General features: G+C 34.4%; 14 protein-coding genes and 3 pseudogenes. 2 read left to right on the top strand and 15 right to left on the bottom strand.

What is annotated here, in order from left to right; all coding sequences use genetic code 11:
- Nucleotides 1-89: 89 nt before the first annotated feature.
- The 3 genes from B5P40_RS22085 to B5P40_RS22070 form a co-directional block, all read right to left on the bottom strand.
- Nucleotides 90-2480 carry a penicillin acylase family protein gene (locus B5P40_RS22085; protein WP_113709874.1) on the bottom strand — a complete coding sequence of 797 codons (2391 nt, stop codon included), beginning with the start codon at nucleotides 2478-2480 and terminating at the stop codon, nucleotides 90-92.
- A gap of 79 nt (nucleotides 2481-2559) precedes the next feature.
- Nucleotides 2560-3321: a DnaD domain-containing protein gene (locus B5P40_RS22080; RefSeq protein ID WP_113709873.1), complete on the bottom strand. Its 762-nt coding sequence runs from the start codon at nucleotides 3319-3321 to the stop codon at nucleotides 2560-2562.
- A gap of 445 nt (nucleotides 3322-3766) precedes the next feature.
- On the bottom strand, nucleotides 3767-4348 hold the full coding sequence (locus tag B5P40_RS22070; protein WP_002190148.1) for a TetR/AcrR family transcriptional regulator: 582 nt from the start codon (nucleotides 4346-4348) through the stop codon (nucleotides 3767-3769).
- A gap of 220 nt (nucleotides 4349-4568) precedes the next feature.
- On the opposite strand from B5P40_RS22070, the gene B5P40_RS22065 reads away from it, so the two are divergent.
- Together B5P40_RS22065 and B5P40_RS22060 are read left to right on the top strand one after the other, a co-directional pair.
- A complete protein-coding gene (locus B5P40_RS22065; protein ID WP_113709872.1) occupies nucleotides 4569-5801 on the top strand; it encodes an MFS transporter in 1233 nt (410 codons plus the stop codon).
- 10 nt (nucleotides 5802-5811) lie between these two features.
- Nucleotides 5812-6006: pseudogene (locus B5P40_RS22060) on the top strand (DNA alkylation repair protein); the annotation flags it as partial.
- A 110-nt stretch (nucleotides 6007-6116) separates the two neighbouring features.
- Here the strand turns inward: B5P40_RS22060 and B5P40_RS22055 are convergent.
- The 12 genes and pseudogenes from B5P40_RS22055 to B5P40_RS21995 all read right to left on the bottom strand — a co-directional run bounded on the left by B5P40_RS22055 (nucleotide 6117) and on the right by B5P40_RS21995 (nucleotide 14921).
- Complete coding sequence (locus B5P40_RS22055; protein WP_016091764.1) at nucleotides 6117-6434, bottom strand: DUF3895 domain-containing protein; 318 nt, start codon at nucleotides 6432-6434, stop codon at nucleotides 6117-6119.
- A 651-nt stretch (nucleotides 6435-7085) separates the two neighbouring features.
- Nucleotides 7086-7580 carry a cytoplasmic protein gene (locus tag B5P40_RS22045; protein WP_113709871.1) on the bottom strand — a complete coding sequence of 165 codons (495 nt, stop codon included), beginning with the start codon at nucleotides 7578-7580 and terminating at the stop codon, nucleotides 7086-7088.
- Nucleotides 7577-8278 (bottom strand): AHH domain-containing protein, encoded by a 702-nt coding sequence (locus tag B5P40_RS22040; protein WP_078185773.1) that lies wholly within the window; start codon nucleotides 8276-8278, stop codon nucleotides 7577-7579. Before B5P40_RS22040 ends, B5P40_RS22045 begins: the two co-directional genes overlap by 4 nt.
- Before the next feature lie 231 nt (nucleotides 8279-8509).
- Nucleotides 8510-8965 carry an SMI1/KNR4 family protein gene (locus tag B5P40_RS22035; RefSeq protein WP_002033063.1) on the bottom strand — a complete coding sequence of 152 codons (456 nt, stop codon included), beginning with the start codon at nucleotides 8963-8965 and terminating at the stop codon, nucleotides 8510-8512.
- A gap of 82 nt (nucleotides 8966-9047) precedes the next feature.
- Nucleotides 9048-9188, bottom strand: a pseudogene (locus B5P40_RS32915) (WXG100 family type VII secretion target); the annotation flags it as partial.
- A gap of 25 nt (nucleotides 9189-9213) precedes the next feature.
- Nucleotides 9214-9636, bottom strand: coding sequence for a hypothetical protein (locus tag B5P40_RS22025; RefSeq protein ID WP_002033061.1), 423 nt, complete (start codon nucleotides 9634-9636; stop codon nucleotides 9214-9216).
- A gap of 750 nt (nucleotides 9637-10386) precedes the next feature.
- The gene (locus tag B5P40_RS22020; protein WP_113709870.1) at nucleotides 10387-11118 is read right to left on the bottom strand and encodes a M15 family metallopeptidase; all 732 of its coding nucleotides are present in this window, start codon (nucleotides 11116-11118) and stop codon (nucleotides 10387-10389) included.
- A 48-nt stretch (nucleotides 11119-11166) separates the two neighbouring features.
- A complete protein-coding gene (locus tag B5P40_RS22015; protein ID WP_113709869.1) occupies nucleotides 11167-12402 on the bottom strand; it encodes a CapA family protein in 1236 nt (411 codons plus the stop codon).
- A gap of 323 nt (nucleotides 12403-12725) precedes the next feature.
- A pseudogene (locus tag B5P40_RS22010) lies at nucleotides 12726-13008 on the bottom strand (DUF817 family protein); the annotation flags it as partial.
- Nucleotides 13009-13202: 194 nt separating this feature from the next.
- A complete protein-coding gene (locus tag B5P40_RS22005; RefSeq protein WP_000166305.1) occupies nucleotides 13203-13403 on the bottom strand; it encodes an NETI motif-containing protein in 201 nt (66 codons plus the stop codon).
- Entirely contained in the window at nucleotides 13387-14583 is a 1197-nt protein-coding gene (locus tag B5P40_RS22000; RefSeq protein WP_113709868.1) for an MFS transporter, read from the bottom strand. Before B5P40_RS22000 ends, B5P40_RS22005 begins: the two co-directional genes overlap by 17 nt.
- Before the next feature lie 113 nt (nucleotides 14584-14696).
- Nucleotides 14697-14921, bottom strand: coding sequence for a hypothetical protein (locus B5P40_RS21995; protein ID WP_002013808.1), 225 nt, complete (start codon nucleotides 14919-14921; stop codon nucleotides 14697-14699).
- Nucleotides 14922-14956: the final 35 nt, after the last annotated feature.

Genomic DNA, 14956 nt, shown 5'->3' with positions numbered 1-14956 from the left:
AATAAAAGTGGTATCCATATAATCCCCCTAAAAATAGTAAGGTAAATAAAAAAAGAGACCCCTACTTAAAGTAAGAGTCTCTTCTAACATTATCGCGGCTGTAAATTTAACACTTTCCCCTCTATTCCATCCGTATTCAGTGTAGTCGTATGATACTCACCATTTACCCAATCATCTATTTGATCATGATACCAATCGCTTCTAAAGTTTCCTGATTGTCCTGGCCCTACGATATGATAACCGTTTGACATATCTTTAGTATCAATCACGAATCGCCAAGAAGCTCCGTGATTGACAATACCGTTATCTCCGTAACTTGCTGCTTGAACGGTAACTTGGCTTCCGCCAATTGGAACTGGTTTCTCACGATTAAATGCAAGTAATGCTAACATACTAGATGATCTCGAAATCGGATGTGTAAAAGCAAGTTGATGGTAATCGCCCCACTTCCACTCTGCAACATCGGGTCCATATTCCTTCTGTAATTTTTTCATTACATTCTCGTACGATGTATGCACAACTTTCGTGAACCCTCCGTACTTCGTAAACCAAGCGCTATTTTCTCCTGCTACTTCTTTTCGAATCAATTCATCAACTACTTGTGACTTCCCTTCAAATAACTCCATCACATCTTTCGGTATTTCTTTTGAAAATAGCGTATTCGAAATCTCTTTCATTAACAAATGGAATATTAATGGTGCCGCTTCATCTTTACTATCGTAAAAATTCCACTTTGTTAATTGTTTTACGCCCTCTTTCTCTACTTCATTTAAAGATGCTTTATTTAACTCTTTTAACAATATAGGAGTAAACTCTTTCCCATATAAATTTTTTTGATCCATCTGTAAATCTTCTAAATCTTTCACCGTATACTTTTCCTTCTCTTGTAAAAACTCTTGAATACGCATTTGCCTATATGGCTGCGCCCACGTATTACTAATATGGTACGGATAAGCGTCATCAACGATTTTATTATTTGCAGTTGAAATAAACCCTTGTTTTGGATTTATTACTTTTGGAAGTTGATCAAACGGAATATACCCTTCCCATTCATATTCATCTGTCCATCCTGGCACAGGCAAACTACCATCACCTTTTTTACGCACTGGTATATTTCCATTCGCTTTATAAGCAATTGTGCCATCGTTTGATGCAAACACAAAGTTTTGAGTCGGTGTATGAAAATCTTGAAGAGCCGTTTCAAACTCATTCCAATCTTTCGCCTTATTCATATTTAATACAGCCTTTAATTCAGCGGAAGGCTCCAAAGCAGTCCATTTCAAAGCGAATACTGTTTTTGTTTTCTCTTTTCCTTTATCCGCAAACTCTGAAATAACTGGACCATGCCTCGTAACCGTAACGTTATACGGAATTGTTTTCCCGCCTTTTACTTTAATAGATTCATCAACAACCGTAGCCTTTTCCCATTTATCGTTATACAAAAATTCATTTTCATTATTAGGATTTCGCTTCTCAATATATAAATCTTGCACATCGGGACCTGTATTCGTAACGCCCCATGCTATTTTGTCATTGTGTCCTAATATAACGCCTGGTACTCCTGCGAAAATAACGCCACTCACATGTAAATCTTTCATTTCAAGTTGCGATTGATACCAAACAGAAGGTGTCGCAAGAGATAAATGAGGATCATCCGCTAAAATTGGCTTACCAGATACACTCTTTTCACCACTCACTACCCAGTTATTACTACCGTTAAACTCTGGTGGAATAACTGTCTTTGAAAAACTTTGTGCTACGTCCACATTTGTATTTTTCAATTCAGCTAGCAATCTAGGCGCATCTTTCGGATATGTAGGAAATAGCTCATTTGCTTGCTCTTTCGGTAAATTTTTCAGCGCCCAATATCGAAATGCTTGTCCGTGCCAATGTCCTCCTAAATCAAACGCCATATACTTTCCAATCGTTAAAGAATCCACGATTGACCATTCAGCAGGTTCATAACCTAATAGAGTAAACTCCACTGGCAATTTCTTTTCGGCCTTCGCTTCACGTATAAAGGTATTCACCCCATCAGCAAATGACTGCAGGGCATATTTCGCTTCTCCATCATATTGACTAACAGACGCTTCTGCCGCTCGCCGTAAACCGAGCGTTCGAAACAATTTATCTCGATCAACAGCTGCTTCCCCTACAACTTCACTTAACATACCAGAAGCTTGTCTTCTACTTAAATCCATTTGAAACAAACGATCTTGCGCTTGTACGTATCCTTGCGAAAAATATAAATCATGCGCATTTTCCGCTTTAATATGTGGTACACCTTTACTATCTCGTTTCACCGCAACAGCATGTTGTAAATCCTCAAGTTTTATCGTTCCATCTATCTTTGGCACAGAACTAAGCGTATATATGTTCAAAAAAATCATAGCGCAAATAAACAAAAAAAGAACGATACTACTAGACCAAATAAAAATTCTTTTTCCCCTATTTCGTTTCTTTTTTATGACGACTTCCATACAATCCCTCCTCTCTCAATCTATTCGCTTCTATTGTGAAAGAACCTTTTAGAAAAGAAGAAATCATTACTTGCTCATGCTATGGATCATACAAACTGAATACTTCTCTCTTACGCACTATTTCCTTTCCTTTATTGAAGCTTACTCGTCCTTTCTTACACCAATTCCTCAAAATCCCCTTCACATAAGCAAGTGTCCCCTTATTATTTTCAAACGCAATTTTAAGTGCCTCTAGTACTTTATCTCCTGAAACTCTTTGCATCCATTCCTTTAATTCCTTCGCGATATATGGAGATAGACTACTAATGTTTTGTTCGTAAAATTTATAAACTTCACTATGCGGAGTGGCATCCTCTACTCTTTCTACCTCTTCCTTCTCTTGAATAATTACTTGTTGTGAATTACTATCAATCTCTTCCTCTGGCATACCAAAATACTGAAGTAATAATGGAATCTTGCATTCTTCTTCAAGACATTTACGTAAAAACTTATGTAGGAACTCTTTACTTTTCACCATTTTCAGCTCACGTAATACACATTTCTCTATGTTCGTATTAAAAATAGGATTATAGTGTAACCAATTTATAATGAATAACTCTTTCGTTTCCGCATCATATACAATCTTCCCGTATTCCACAAACCGGTTCAATAACTTCTCAACAGTCTCCATACTGTAACCAGTTTCAAGCTCTGCCAAACGCTTCGGTAATATGTAAATACCACATTGCTTCGTTTTCGTACCAGTTAACAAATATATATAAAAATAACGCTCCTCTGGCGTTAAATCTAATATGAATTCATCTTGCCAAAAGTTCACCTGCACATTACGGTACACCGCCATCAGTTTTCCTCCCGCTCTTTACTAGTAAAAAGGAAAATTCCAATCCTTCAATATAAATATAGGAATGAGGTAACGGTTTTGGCATTCGAGTTCCAAATTTTTTTAACTACTACAACGACGGTTTTATTTTTTCGCGCTTGTTTTGTTCTTGTAGTTGTTTTTGTTTTTGTTTTTTCTTAGTGATTTATTACTTGGTAGGTGCTTATAAGGGGCTTTGAAGGGGCTTATATAGTGTTTTCATTCCTCTCTTATCCGATTCCTAATTACAAATGTCTCCAACAATCTTCATATATTGCAGACAACCATTATGATTCACCTGCTCATATTTACACGAAAATAAAAAGCACTTGTTGCCTTCGTAGACAATTCAGTGCTTAAAGTTAAAAGCTTATAAATAAAAGTGTCTATAATCGACATAGTTGATTGAAATACAATTCTGTTACATTTATTTTAGTAACGATAATATGATACATACCGAATTATCTACAACTGAACGTTCTGGGCGAGATTTCATTAACACCGTTAATCCAATTAATGAAGTAACTAGCGTTTGTGCCAATGCTTTAGCATTCACATCACTTTGCAGTTCTCCAGACTGAATTCCTTTAGTAATTAATTCTTGAAATATAACTGAAAGATACATTTGATGTTCTCTAGTCAGCACTTCAAATTTTTCATTATGAGGGGCAATCTCAACCATTGTGTTAATACAAAAACAGCCTTTATTTGATTCTTTTTTATATTCCTCTTCCACCATATTTTCAAAAAATATACGAATGGCCTCTTTTACAGATTGTTCTTTTTGAAGTTTTGTTCGAATGCTAGCTGCGTGTAAATTCGTGTATCTCCGTAATGCAGCTTCAAACAGCCCTTCTTTATCACCAAATGCTGCATATAAACTCGGTCTTTGTATTTCCATTTTAGCAGTTAGATCACTTAATGAAGTAGCAGCGTATCCTTTCTCCCAAAAAAGTTGCATAGCAGCATCCAAAGCTTTTTCTTTATCAAATTCACGTAGTCGAGCCATTTAACCCCTCCTTTTTTTCACCTGTTTTCTAAATTATAAATCACGTTTTTATGTACTAATCAGTATATTATATATCGTATTAAATTATAAATGATATGTCAAAAGAAACTGAATTCAATTTACAATTCACTTGACATAGCAACTTATCCCTGATTATATTTGACTTACGAAATAACATACCGTTCGGTACATTATTTTAAAAACAAAAGGAGATGATATTATGGATGCTAAAGAAAAAATGACAACTGCTCTTACACAGAATAATGATCAGTTCCAATCACCTATCAATACAATCATGCCCCGCTATATAACTCTATTATTTTCAATAGCTTGCGGGATGGCTGTGGCGAATATATACTTCGCCCATCCTCTACTTGATTCTTTATCAAATGCGTTTAAGATCAACCATTCAACTATTGGTGTCGTTATTACGATTACTCAAGTTTGTTATGCACTCGGATTACTTTTATTAGTTCCACTTGGTGATTTGTTAAACCAAAAAAGACTTATCATTGTTCAAATGCTTTTATCCGTTTTCGCTTTAATTGTGGTCGGAGTCGCTCCTTCAAGTACCGTACTTTTTATAGGTATGGCCTTAGTCGGAATTCTTGCGACCGTTACGCAGACACTCGTCGCTTACGCATCCATTTTAGCTAATCCAAAAGACCGTGGGCGAATAGTAGGTTTCGTCACGAGTGGTGTCGTAATAGGAATTCTACTTGCACGTACATTTGCCGGAACATTAACAGATCTAGCGGGATGGCGTTCCGTTTATCTTACCTCTGCTGTACTTATGCTCTTCGTAATTGGTTTGTTATATCGTAATTTACCTAATCTTAAACATAAAAAAACAGCTATGACCTATCGTAAATTATTACGTTCTGTTCTCTTATTATTTGTAGAAGAAAGGATCTTACGTATTCGCGGAATATTAGCATTGCTTATTTTTACTTCATTCAGCATTTTATGGACTTCATTAGTTTTACCTCTAAGTGTTGCACCATATAATCTATCCCATACAGCTATCGGAGCATTTGGTCTTGCTGGAGTTACTGGTGCATTAGCTGCCACTAAAGCCGGACAACTTGCTGATCGCGGATTCGGAGAGAGAACTACTGGCATAGCCTTATCCTTATTATTACTTTCATGGCTCCTAATTAAATTAATGAACCATTCTCTATTCCTACTAGCTATCGGTGTTATCCTTTTAGATTTAGCTGTGCAAGCTGTACATGTCACCAATCAAAGTATGCTTTTCACAGTGCGTCCAGAAGCGAGAAGTCGCCTCACTGCCAGTTACATGATTTTTTATTCTATCGGCAGTGCAACAGGTGCAATTCTTTCCACAAACATTTATGCAAGCTACGGATGGAACGGAGTTTGTATATTAGGTGCATCCGTTAGTGCTTGTGCTCTTTTATTTTGGGCAATGACCTTACGGCGATCATCATAAATAAAAGGGGAATAATTTTCTAAACACTGTGGCAATTTCATATGTACCACTACACGAAAAAGCAGTCGAGACTGCAAAAGAAGTTGGTATAGTTGAAGTAAAACGTGATAAGAAAAAAAGCAGTTTACTAAATGCTTCCGAAAGTATTCAGAAAGAACTTGATAGAGGAAGACTTCGTTTCAAACGTAAATATGTAAGGTGTTAAAAGTATGAAGGTGTCAATCTAGGAAAGATTGACACCTTTTTTGTGGACATTACTAGACTAACGGGACTAAAAGTTAAAGGGAACCAATCATTCATTTCCCTCTATACATCTCATACTTCTTCTATCAATTTATATACCCTATCTCTTTTCTCATCATTTTTGATAAAAGTAAGCTTTCCTTCTGTAACAAACCCTTCTAATATTAAGCATACTTGTCCAAAGGCTTTAGGCTTATTCGTTGTAAATCTCTCATCTGATATTTTACCAGATCGTATTAATTGTTCGCATAGCTCAAGTGCACTTATTTCTTCAGAATTAAATAATCCCAAAATATCTTTTTGCAAGGGCGATAAAGGTGCTGGGATCTCAGCTACCTCCACTTTTTCTTTTTCTTCTTCAAATAAATCTTCAAATGAAATTTGATTCATTACATCTTTTCCTTTCTAACAACTGATTTGTATAACATGAACTCAATCCTATAGGTACGAGAACTTTAAATATTAGTTATTGTTATGTAGTACTTACCTTATTACATGAATTTCAAACTCATATACATCATTTCATATAGTATGTTTTGATTATACCAAATATACGTTCTGTCTTCTATTGTAGAATTTTTTATAACAGGAATGAAAGTAATAGTGAATATTTATCTCCTCGTTAGTTGTATACACTATGTAAAAAAACAGAAAAAATGTTTACATAATAAAATTATAGTTTTCTATTAAATTTCTACGCTAAAACGTAAAAAAGCACTTGTTGCTTTTAGTTGACAATCAAGTGGCTTTAAGTTCATCTGTTTTTAAGTAACATTAAATTTGTCAGTTTTATAATAACAGTAGGACACCTTTGTATGTCATGACAACTACAACGTTAAAACTTATGAGTTTGTACGTTTTCGTTAGTTTTATGTCCATTCCATGTGTTTTTATATTCATGCCCCAGTAAAATGTCATCTCGCCTAAGCTCGTACTTCGTTTTCTATTCTATCATTGCACGTAGTACTCTATGATGGTACAACCATCATGGGTCTCTACTTTTAAACCACTTATTGTTTTTCTTTCCACCACAAATATACTTTATTTTTTATCTGGTGAATATACAATTATTCTCCCTTCTGGATATCCACCTTCCCATCCACAAGGCCATCCCCCAAGCTTATAAACCTCAAAGATTCTTTCATAAAAATTATCAACTTTTCCATTTACTAAACGATTTAGTGCACACATATGTAAATCTCCAATTATTTCTTCAAAAATATCAATATATTGTAATACAAAATCACCTGGATAGTTCTCGGATGATTGAATAATCTCCCTTATAGTACGCTCCATAGAGTTTAAATCATGCTCATATAATTGTCCTATTATTTCCCCACCTTCTGAGGATTTAATATCTTCCCAAACGTTTTCAACCTCATCCAAATCTTGAGACCATGCCAATTCTTGTGCTCTTTCATACTCATTAACCATAACAACATCACGATTTAGAAGGTTTTCATTATGAAAAAGTTGTAAATTTGTAATAAAATTAATAACCTCTTCGACTAATTGAGTGTTTTTTCCGTACTTCATTTATTTATCCACCTTTCCCAAAGTTCTTCAGTAGCACCGCCACCTCTTTTCCAAATCTTTATTTCTTCATTTAATTTTGTTTTGTAAAACTTCTCAATACCAATTTCTAATACCTTTGATTTGTATAATGGCAAGCCACTTTCTGTACCTTTTTTTAATTTTTGTTGCAATTCAAACACTTGTTGTTCCAACTCCTTAATACTTTGATTGATATTTAATTTATCTAACTGATCTTTAACCACATTATTATATACACTATGAAATCCTCTATGCCTAGACAAAGCACTTGGATCTTTTGCTGGTATCGGTAAAAATATCCCGTTATCAGCATGATCCATATCCATTCCAATTTTCTTTAATACCGGATGATTTCTTAAGTTTTTAGGTATTATATTTTGCGCCTGATATCCTTTCCGTGATGCAGAACGTGGAAGCCCCATGGATTCCAATATATTTTGCCCTAATTTTGTAGAACTACCTCCTGTAACCTTTCCAGGGGTACCTGGAATAAGTCTAGTAGCTTCTTCACCCGTACCCTTAACCCCACCACTCTCCAAATTCGAGATCCTACTCTGAATACTCGCCTTAGAGGCATCATGGGCTTCTTGGAATTTCCCGCTATAGTTCGTTCTAGTTCTAACGACACTTCCATCTGGCAGTATTTCTACACCTTTAACGAATGGGGATACGGAGTCCACACCTTTTGCTAATGTATTTTCAATTATATAATACTAGTAATTTCTGTTAGCCTTAATTTATAGCATGCCTATCTATTAAAAAAGCACTTGTTGCCTTTCGTAGACAATCAAGTGCTTTAAATTCATATGTTTTATATGTAACATTAATCCATCACTATTCTTTTTTTCAATAGTCCAACCAAAGCTAGTTGATTTGGATATTTTACATATTTACTTGCTAATAATGCAATTCTATTTTTCAGAAAGTTCATTAACAAATTCTGTGAAACTAGAAGCTATTTTTCTAATAAATTTTGATTCTAATTCTCCTTCATCATCTATATGGTATGTATGGCAGTGGTACACACTACCTATATCGCTACCATGGATTGATATGCATATAATGTTATCAGCCGGGTCTTTCCCTATCGGAATAAATTTAGAGGGTAATTTATTCCCCTTGATATAATAATTTAAAGAATTTTGCAGATTATTTTCTGTTTCCTCTGATAGTGGAAAGAACATCATAATTGATGACGTAACCACATCATCTTTCGTACTAAATCTCCTTCTATTAGATTTACCACCATTATCCTTTAATAAAAAACTCTTATAATCATCTGGTAATTTTAATCCATTATTTTTTTCAAAACTCTCTATATCTTCTATTTTAATTTGTTTAAAAGTATATTCAAAACTAAGATTCATAATTCATCAACCTCCAACTCATTCATTTTCATTAAAATACAACGAATTTATTAAATTTGTAAAAGTACTACAAATATATTCAATTCCAGTTCGCACATGTAACATATGCTTTTAAGTTTTTCGCTTCGTTTAAAGAATCCTTCATACCATTTTCAATATTTTGCGCGTAAGAAATGGCACTTGCAGTGTTACTTCCTATAATTTCAACCTCTTTACCACTCATGTTGATTCCCCCATTCTTTGTATGCTTAATGGATAAGATTTTCAATTTCCTTTTTCTTTTCTTCAAAAGCCTTGGTCGCTGCATTGTATGCGGACGCTTTCTCCGCTTCTGCTTTCGCTTTATATTCCAAATACTTTGCATAAGCTGTACCTATCGCAGATCCAACATCGCTTAATGCACTTTTAAAATAGGATAATACTGTATTTAAGTCTTCATCCTTTTCATGACGTTTTTGTTCAAATTCAACTGCCGGAATTTTATTAGCTTCTAAGCCATTACTTTTACTCTCATAATCTCTCTTCGCTGATTCAGCATCTTGAATGAATCGTTTTAACTCTCTTTCTTGATCTTTTAAATAATCATGTAATTTATCATACTGATCTCGTTTCCTCGCGCTTTCTGTAAAACCCGATGCATTTAAAAAAGCATTATATAATTCATCTAACATCTTTCTCCCTTTTTATTACAATAACTATGTAGTTAAATTCGTATATTTAAACATGAATATTCATTACATTGAGAATTTATAAATAATTATTTTTGCATATTGCTATTCTATCAAAGGGATTTTAACATTTCCATATTTTATAAAGTGAAACTTTAATCAGTGGGGGTTTTGTTCATCTCCTGCTGAATTTTGAGGTGGGAGTTTTACTGCCCTCAAATAGCGGGATAAAAAGCTGTCGCACTTTTCTTCAATAAAATGAAACTGGGATCAATATGACTATATATTTATGTGCAGAAATAATAAAAAAACACTGTCAAGCGCAGTGTTCCGGCTACCTCCACATATCTAGTAAGCTAAGAAAAGCGACCATCCAAAACAAAAAAAATGGCGAGGTTAATGTTGTAACATCTCGAAAGCAGGCAGTCTCTAAAGCTTAGTTAAGCAGATACAGTAATCAACTATTCTATGTTACGAATGAAAAAGGATCTGATATGAATATCAGATCCTTTTTCACTGCTTCTTTTATACATTTAAGTTCTTCATACATACATCGCTTCACACGAAGTTGCTATTTACTAGTACACGATAACCGGTTCATACGTGCTTAAATTATTATACACAGTATTCGCAATACTAGAAGGAAGGTTCACACATCCTCTAGATCCGCCTTTTCCCGTAGCAGTACATAATTTTTTCCTTTGAGGAAAGGAAATATGTCCACTGGCTTTTTAATAGAAGCAAATTGTATTTTTACTTGCTAGGATTAATTTTTTCGCAATACTCTTCTAAAGTTAATCCTTTTTCTTTTAGATAAACAGCAACTTCTTTTCCTACATAACGATAATGCCATGGCTCATACTTAATGCCAGTAATATTCTCTTTATCTTTTGGATAGCGGAGAATAAACCCATACTCTGCAGCATTCTTATTTAACCATTTGAATGCATCAGTCGTTTCAAATTTTGCATTTAAATCTTCTACAGTATTCTGCCATTCAACTGAAATAATGTCTAATGCTAATCCAGTGTGATGTTCACTTGCACCAGGATACTGAAGATATTCCAATGCCTTAGCACTAGCCTCTTTATCCGACAAACCTTGAGATTTATAGCTTTTAACTGAAGCATCATAATAAGTTTGTTGTAATTTTATAGCTCGATAACCTGATCTTAAATAAAGATTGATTCCCTCTTTTTTTGCAGCTGTTACCATATCCTGATAGGAAGTTGCAATTCTGCTATCGATTTTCATATTTGGCTTAGCATTTTGAGTGATACTTGTTAATTCAATCCCTAGTTCCTTTGATAACATATGTTCTCTATTTACAAGAATAATTCTCCAATCATTAAGATCAGAGATAGGTAAAACATCTTTTTTATTCGCATTTATCTCATTTTTATTTTTATCGTTATTATTAGTAGTTTCCTGAGATGTTTGTTTTCCACTACAAGCAGCAAGGCTCCATCCCAATGTCAATACCAATGCTAAAATTATAAATTTTTTAATTGTATCTCATTCCCTTTTTGTTTATTAGTCTTTATACCAATTTCCCAACACATCTCTAGGAATATCCTTGAAATCCTTCAAAGAAACGGGACCTACAAATTTTTTAATCCCATGATTTTTAGAATTTTCATCCGAATAATCTTTTAAAAATTGAATTTTAAATTGTTTCTTACCATCAGCATAGTCGGTTACTGTCGGTACGAGTGCCGCTTGTCGTATACCAAAAGTTTTATCTTCATACTTAACAAATTGTATATAAGATAATCCTCCAACCAATGTTTCTAATTTTTCTTGAGCAGAAATAAGATTTCCAAGAGAATAATAGATTAGCGTTTGATGTCCATCTTTATTTTGTTTCCACTCAATTGGTTGAATTACATGTGGATGATTTCCAATTACTACATCTACACCTAAATCTGTTAAATATTGAGCAACTTCTTTTTGTTGTTTTGAAGGTGTAGAGGTATATTCAACTCCCCAATGCACCATAACAATCACCATATCAGAACTACTCTTTGCCTTTTCCACATCATTTTGTATCGCTTTTTTATCAATTAAATTTAATGCCCAAGACTTATCAGCTGGAATTTTAATTCCATTCGTACCATATGTATAATTAAGTAATGCAAAACGAATCCCATTTTTTGTAATCGTTTTTATTTCATTGCGCTCGTTTTGACTCTCATTAATGCCTACCGGGATAACATCCGGATATTTCTTCCAGTATTCTCTTGTATTCGCAACACCTTTAATACCCATATCCATAGCGTGATTTGTCGCTTGAGTCACTATATTGAATCCAGTATCCACTAAAGATTGACCTACTTCTTCAGGTGTATTGAAAGTAGGATATCCCTGTACTTTTAAATTATTTCCTGCAATCGGGGTCTCCTGGTTCACTATAGCAAGATCACTTGATTTAACAGCTTTTTTGATATTTTCATAAATATAGTTATAATCATATGAACCGTCTTTTTGTTTGCCATCTTTAATTACTGCGTCATGGTATAAATTATCACCCGTTGCTATTAAATTCACAACCGATTTTACTTTTTTATCTTCCGTAAAATTAGGAGATTGTTGAATAGGACTTTTATCTACCCAATTTGGTGCTTTTAAGGATTTATCTATATTTGATTGAGCCGGTGGTAATGAAGCTTTAGATGCCTTAACATCCGTATTACCACAAGCGGTTAAAAGCACTAAAAAAATAAGACATAATAAAAAAATTCTTTTACTTCTCTGTAAATTATGTAACATGTAATCCTCTTTTCTGTTTTATTACTTATAACCAGTTCTAACAAATAACTTTTTAAAACAACGTATTTTGGTTTTACACTTAATTATGGAAGGACACTCTGTTACATCTGCTTCGGAATATACGGATATTTTTTTCCACTTCCTAACAATCTATCGATTCCATCAGAATTGATAGATTGCTAGAAAAACATTATCCACCAGGATGTCGACTAGGTTCCAATCAACATCCTCCAGATATTGAACTTGATATACCTGTTCCAATTGTAGTAGCTGGTTAATCTAAACAAGAGAGGAGAATAGTTCATATAGCCTCCTCTCTTGCTTTACGTTTGTGAGTGGCTCCAAAAAGAGGGAATCGCTGCCGTCCCCTCTTTAGATAGTGCGAAATCTGTGTAACTAATTTCTTTAAGTTGAGCGACAATCATTATACTGATAACAACAAGTAAGACCCAAGAACTTATTTTATCAATATACGAAAAAAGTAGCAATATTTTCTGCGATCCATATAAAGAAGCCAATTAGGAGAAATGAAAAAGGAAGTGGCATTTTATATGTGTTGTTTCGAACTGTGAATTGTACATAAGTTTTAGCAAAAACAATAAATAAAGGCTCTGTTGCAAAGTTTTCTACATGAAGCTACAGTCTAGAAAACAGGATTTAGAAGAATTGGGCATGTCTTTTCGTTCTTCCCAGAAAATATATTTTCCTTCACTGATCAAGTGTAAAAAAACAAGCCATCCAATTCATAGAGGATGAATTGGATGGCTTGTTCTGTATCAAAAAGAAAATCTGTTATTTGATTACTTCAATTTCCCCTCAAAAACAATTTTTCTACCGCATGGTTCAACTTCTGTTTTTCCGTTTTTCTTCACTTCATGAAAGATTGGTTCTTCCATGCGACGAGACGGTGCATATCCTTCTTGTTCCATACGCGCTAAGCAGTCTGTAATTGTTTCGTTTTCGAGTACTTCAAATTTCTTTTTATTAGGTTGTTTTGTCATGCCCTAACCTACTTTCTATTTTTCTTGATGCGAATTGATTCTTCATGTAGACCATATATACCATTGCGAGAATTCCCATTATAATCATAACCGCAATAAAAAAGCTTGTATACTGTATTTTTTCTATAAATACGCCTCCTAATACAGGTCCCATAATACTTCCTATACTAAAGGCGATTCCGGATAATATATTACCCGCTGGTAGTAAGTGTCTCGGTAATAAATCTGTCATAAATCCAAGCCCTAGTGAGAAGCACGAGCCAATGACCATACCTGCTATAAGCATACATGCAAAGACGATCCAGTAATATTGATCAAATACTGCTGCAAGTAGGAAAATGCCCGTACTTACACTGAACGTCCACGTTAAAATACGGTCTCTTCCGTATTTATCACTTAATATACCGAGCGGGATTTGTGTAATAATACCTCCAACTGCGAATGCTGGTAATAAGAAGGAAACTTCCGATACAGACCATCCTTTACGAAGCGCGTATACTGGTAAGTTACTATTTAACATCGCTTCAAGTACACCGTATGCGAGCGGACCAATTAGCGCAATCCAAGCTAATCCAACGACTTGTTTATAACGAGAAAAGGATGATTCACTTTCAGTTTTTGCCTCATCTTGTGCTGGAAATGCATTTTTCGTTGGTAGTAGTAAAAGCCATCCTATTAAGCAAAGTATAGTAGATACGATAAATGGTGTTGCAAGACCGTACTGAACAGTGCTTGCTAAATACGGGCCAACTGCGAAACCAATTCCGAAGAATACACCGTATATCGATATTTGTCTACCTATTTTACTCGGGTCTGATGTTGTCGTAATCCATGTTTGTGTTCCGACATGAAGCATATGATCTCCGACTCCAACTAGAAATCTAAGAACGAACCATACCCAAAATGAAAAAGTTTGTGTAAAAAAGAATAATGAAATAATAACGAGAAACCCACCAATAACGATAATTGGCTTCATTCCAAACTTTTGCATCGATTTTTCAAGAAACGGTGAAATAACTAATATCCCAATATATAATGCCGTCGCATGAATACCGTTAATACTTGAACTAACCCCTTCTTGTTCAAAAATCATTGCAATGGCAGGTAAAAGCATTCCTTGTGACAAACCTGAGATTGCTACAATTCCAACCATAATCCAAAAAGTAAAACGCATCGACATCCCTTTCCCTCTCCTTCTCACGCTTTCCACTTTTCATTATAAACTGTTTCTTCAAATGCGTGTACGAATATTCATAATAAAAAAGAAGCTAAAAGAATGAACCTTTTAGCTTCTTATCCTTCCCATACTTGCGCTTTCACATTGTAATGAAAATGCTTAAAATATGGATTTTCATAAAATGAAGGCCCAAATAAAATCGGATGTGTATGGACCATTGATTGCTGCACTTGCAAAGGAACTACAGCTGGTGAAACTTGCATATACATCGGATTTATAATCATTTTTATATATTGATGATCATTATATGGAGAATGATATATTAAAAATGGATTATGCATTGACTCTCTCCCCTTATACATACAAATGCTATAGT

The organism is Bacillus sp. SRB_8 (assembly GCF_003264205.1).
In the GTDB taxonomy this organism is placed as follows: Bacteria; Bacillota; Bacilli; order Bacillales; family Bacillaceae_G; genus Bacillus_A; species Bacillus_A mycoides.
The sequence above is the reverse complement of the archived record's forward strand: the minus strand, read 5'-3'. Positions and strand labels throughout refer to the sequence as shown.

Excerpts from the sequence above, each read along its gene's own strand:
- B5P40_RS21995 (WP_002013808.1), bottom strand. The coding sequence starts at position 14,921 with ATGCATAATCCATTTTTAATATATCATTCTCCATATAATGATCATCAA.
- B5P40_RS22055 (WP_016091764.1), bottom strand. The coding sequence starts at position 6,434 with ATGAATCAAATTTCATTTGAAGATTTATTTGAAGAAGAAAAAGAAAAA.
- B5P40_RS22035 (WP_002033063.1), bottom strand. The coding sequence starts at position 8,965 with ATGAATCTTAGTTTTGAATATACTTTTAAACAAATTAAAATAGAAGAT.
- B5P40_RS22025 (WP_002033061.1), bottom strand. The coding sequence starts at position 9,636 with ATGTTAGATGAATTATATAATGCTTTTTTAAATGCATCGGGTTTTACA.
- B5P40_RS22065 (WP_113709872.1), top strand. The coding sequence starts at position 4,569 with ATGGATGCTAAAGAAAAAATGACAACTGCTCTTACACAGAATAATGAT.
- B5P40_RS22070 (WP_002190148.1), bottom strand. The coding sequence starts at position 4,348 with ATGGCTCGACTACGTGAATTTGATAAAGAAAAAGCTTTGGATGCTGCT.
- B5P40_RS22080 (WP_113709873.1), bottom strand. The coding sequence starts at position 3,321 with ATGGCGGTGTACCGTAATGTGCAGGTGAACTTTTGGCAAGATGAATTC.
- B5P40_RS22005 (WP_000166305.1), bottom strand. The coding sequence starts at position 13,403 with ATGACAAAACAACCTAATAAAAAGAAATTTGAAGTACTCGAAAACGAA.
- B5P40_RS22085 (WP_113709874.1), bottom strand. The coding sequence starts at position 2,480 with ATGGAAGTCGTCATAAAAAAGAAACGAAATAGGGGAAAAAGAATTTTT.
- B5P40_RS22000 (WP_113709868.1), bottom strand. The coding sequence starts at position 14,583 with ATGTCGATGCGTTTTACTTTTTGGATTATGGTTGGAATTGTAGCAATC.
- B5P40_RS22045 (WP_113709871.1), bottom strand. The coding sequence starts at position 7,580 with ATGAAGTACGGAAAAAACACTCAATTAGTCGAAGAGGTTATTAATTTT.
- B5P40_RS22015 (WP_113709869.1), bottom strand. The coding sequence starts at position 12,402 with ATGTTACATAATTTACAGAGAAGTAAAAGAATTTTTTTATTATGTCTT.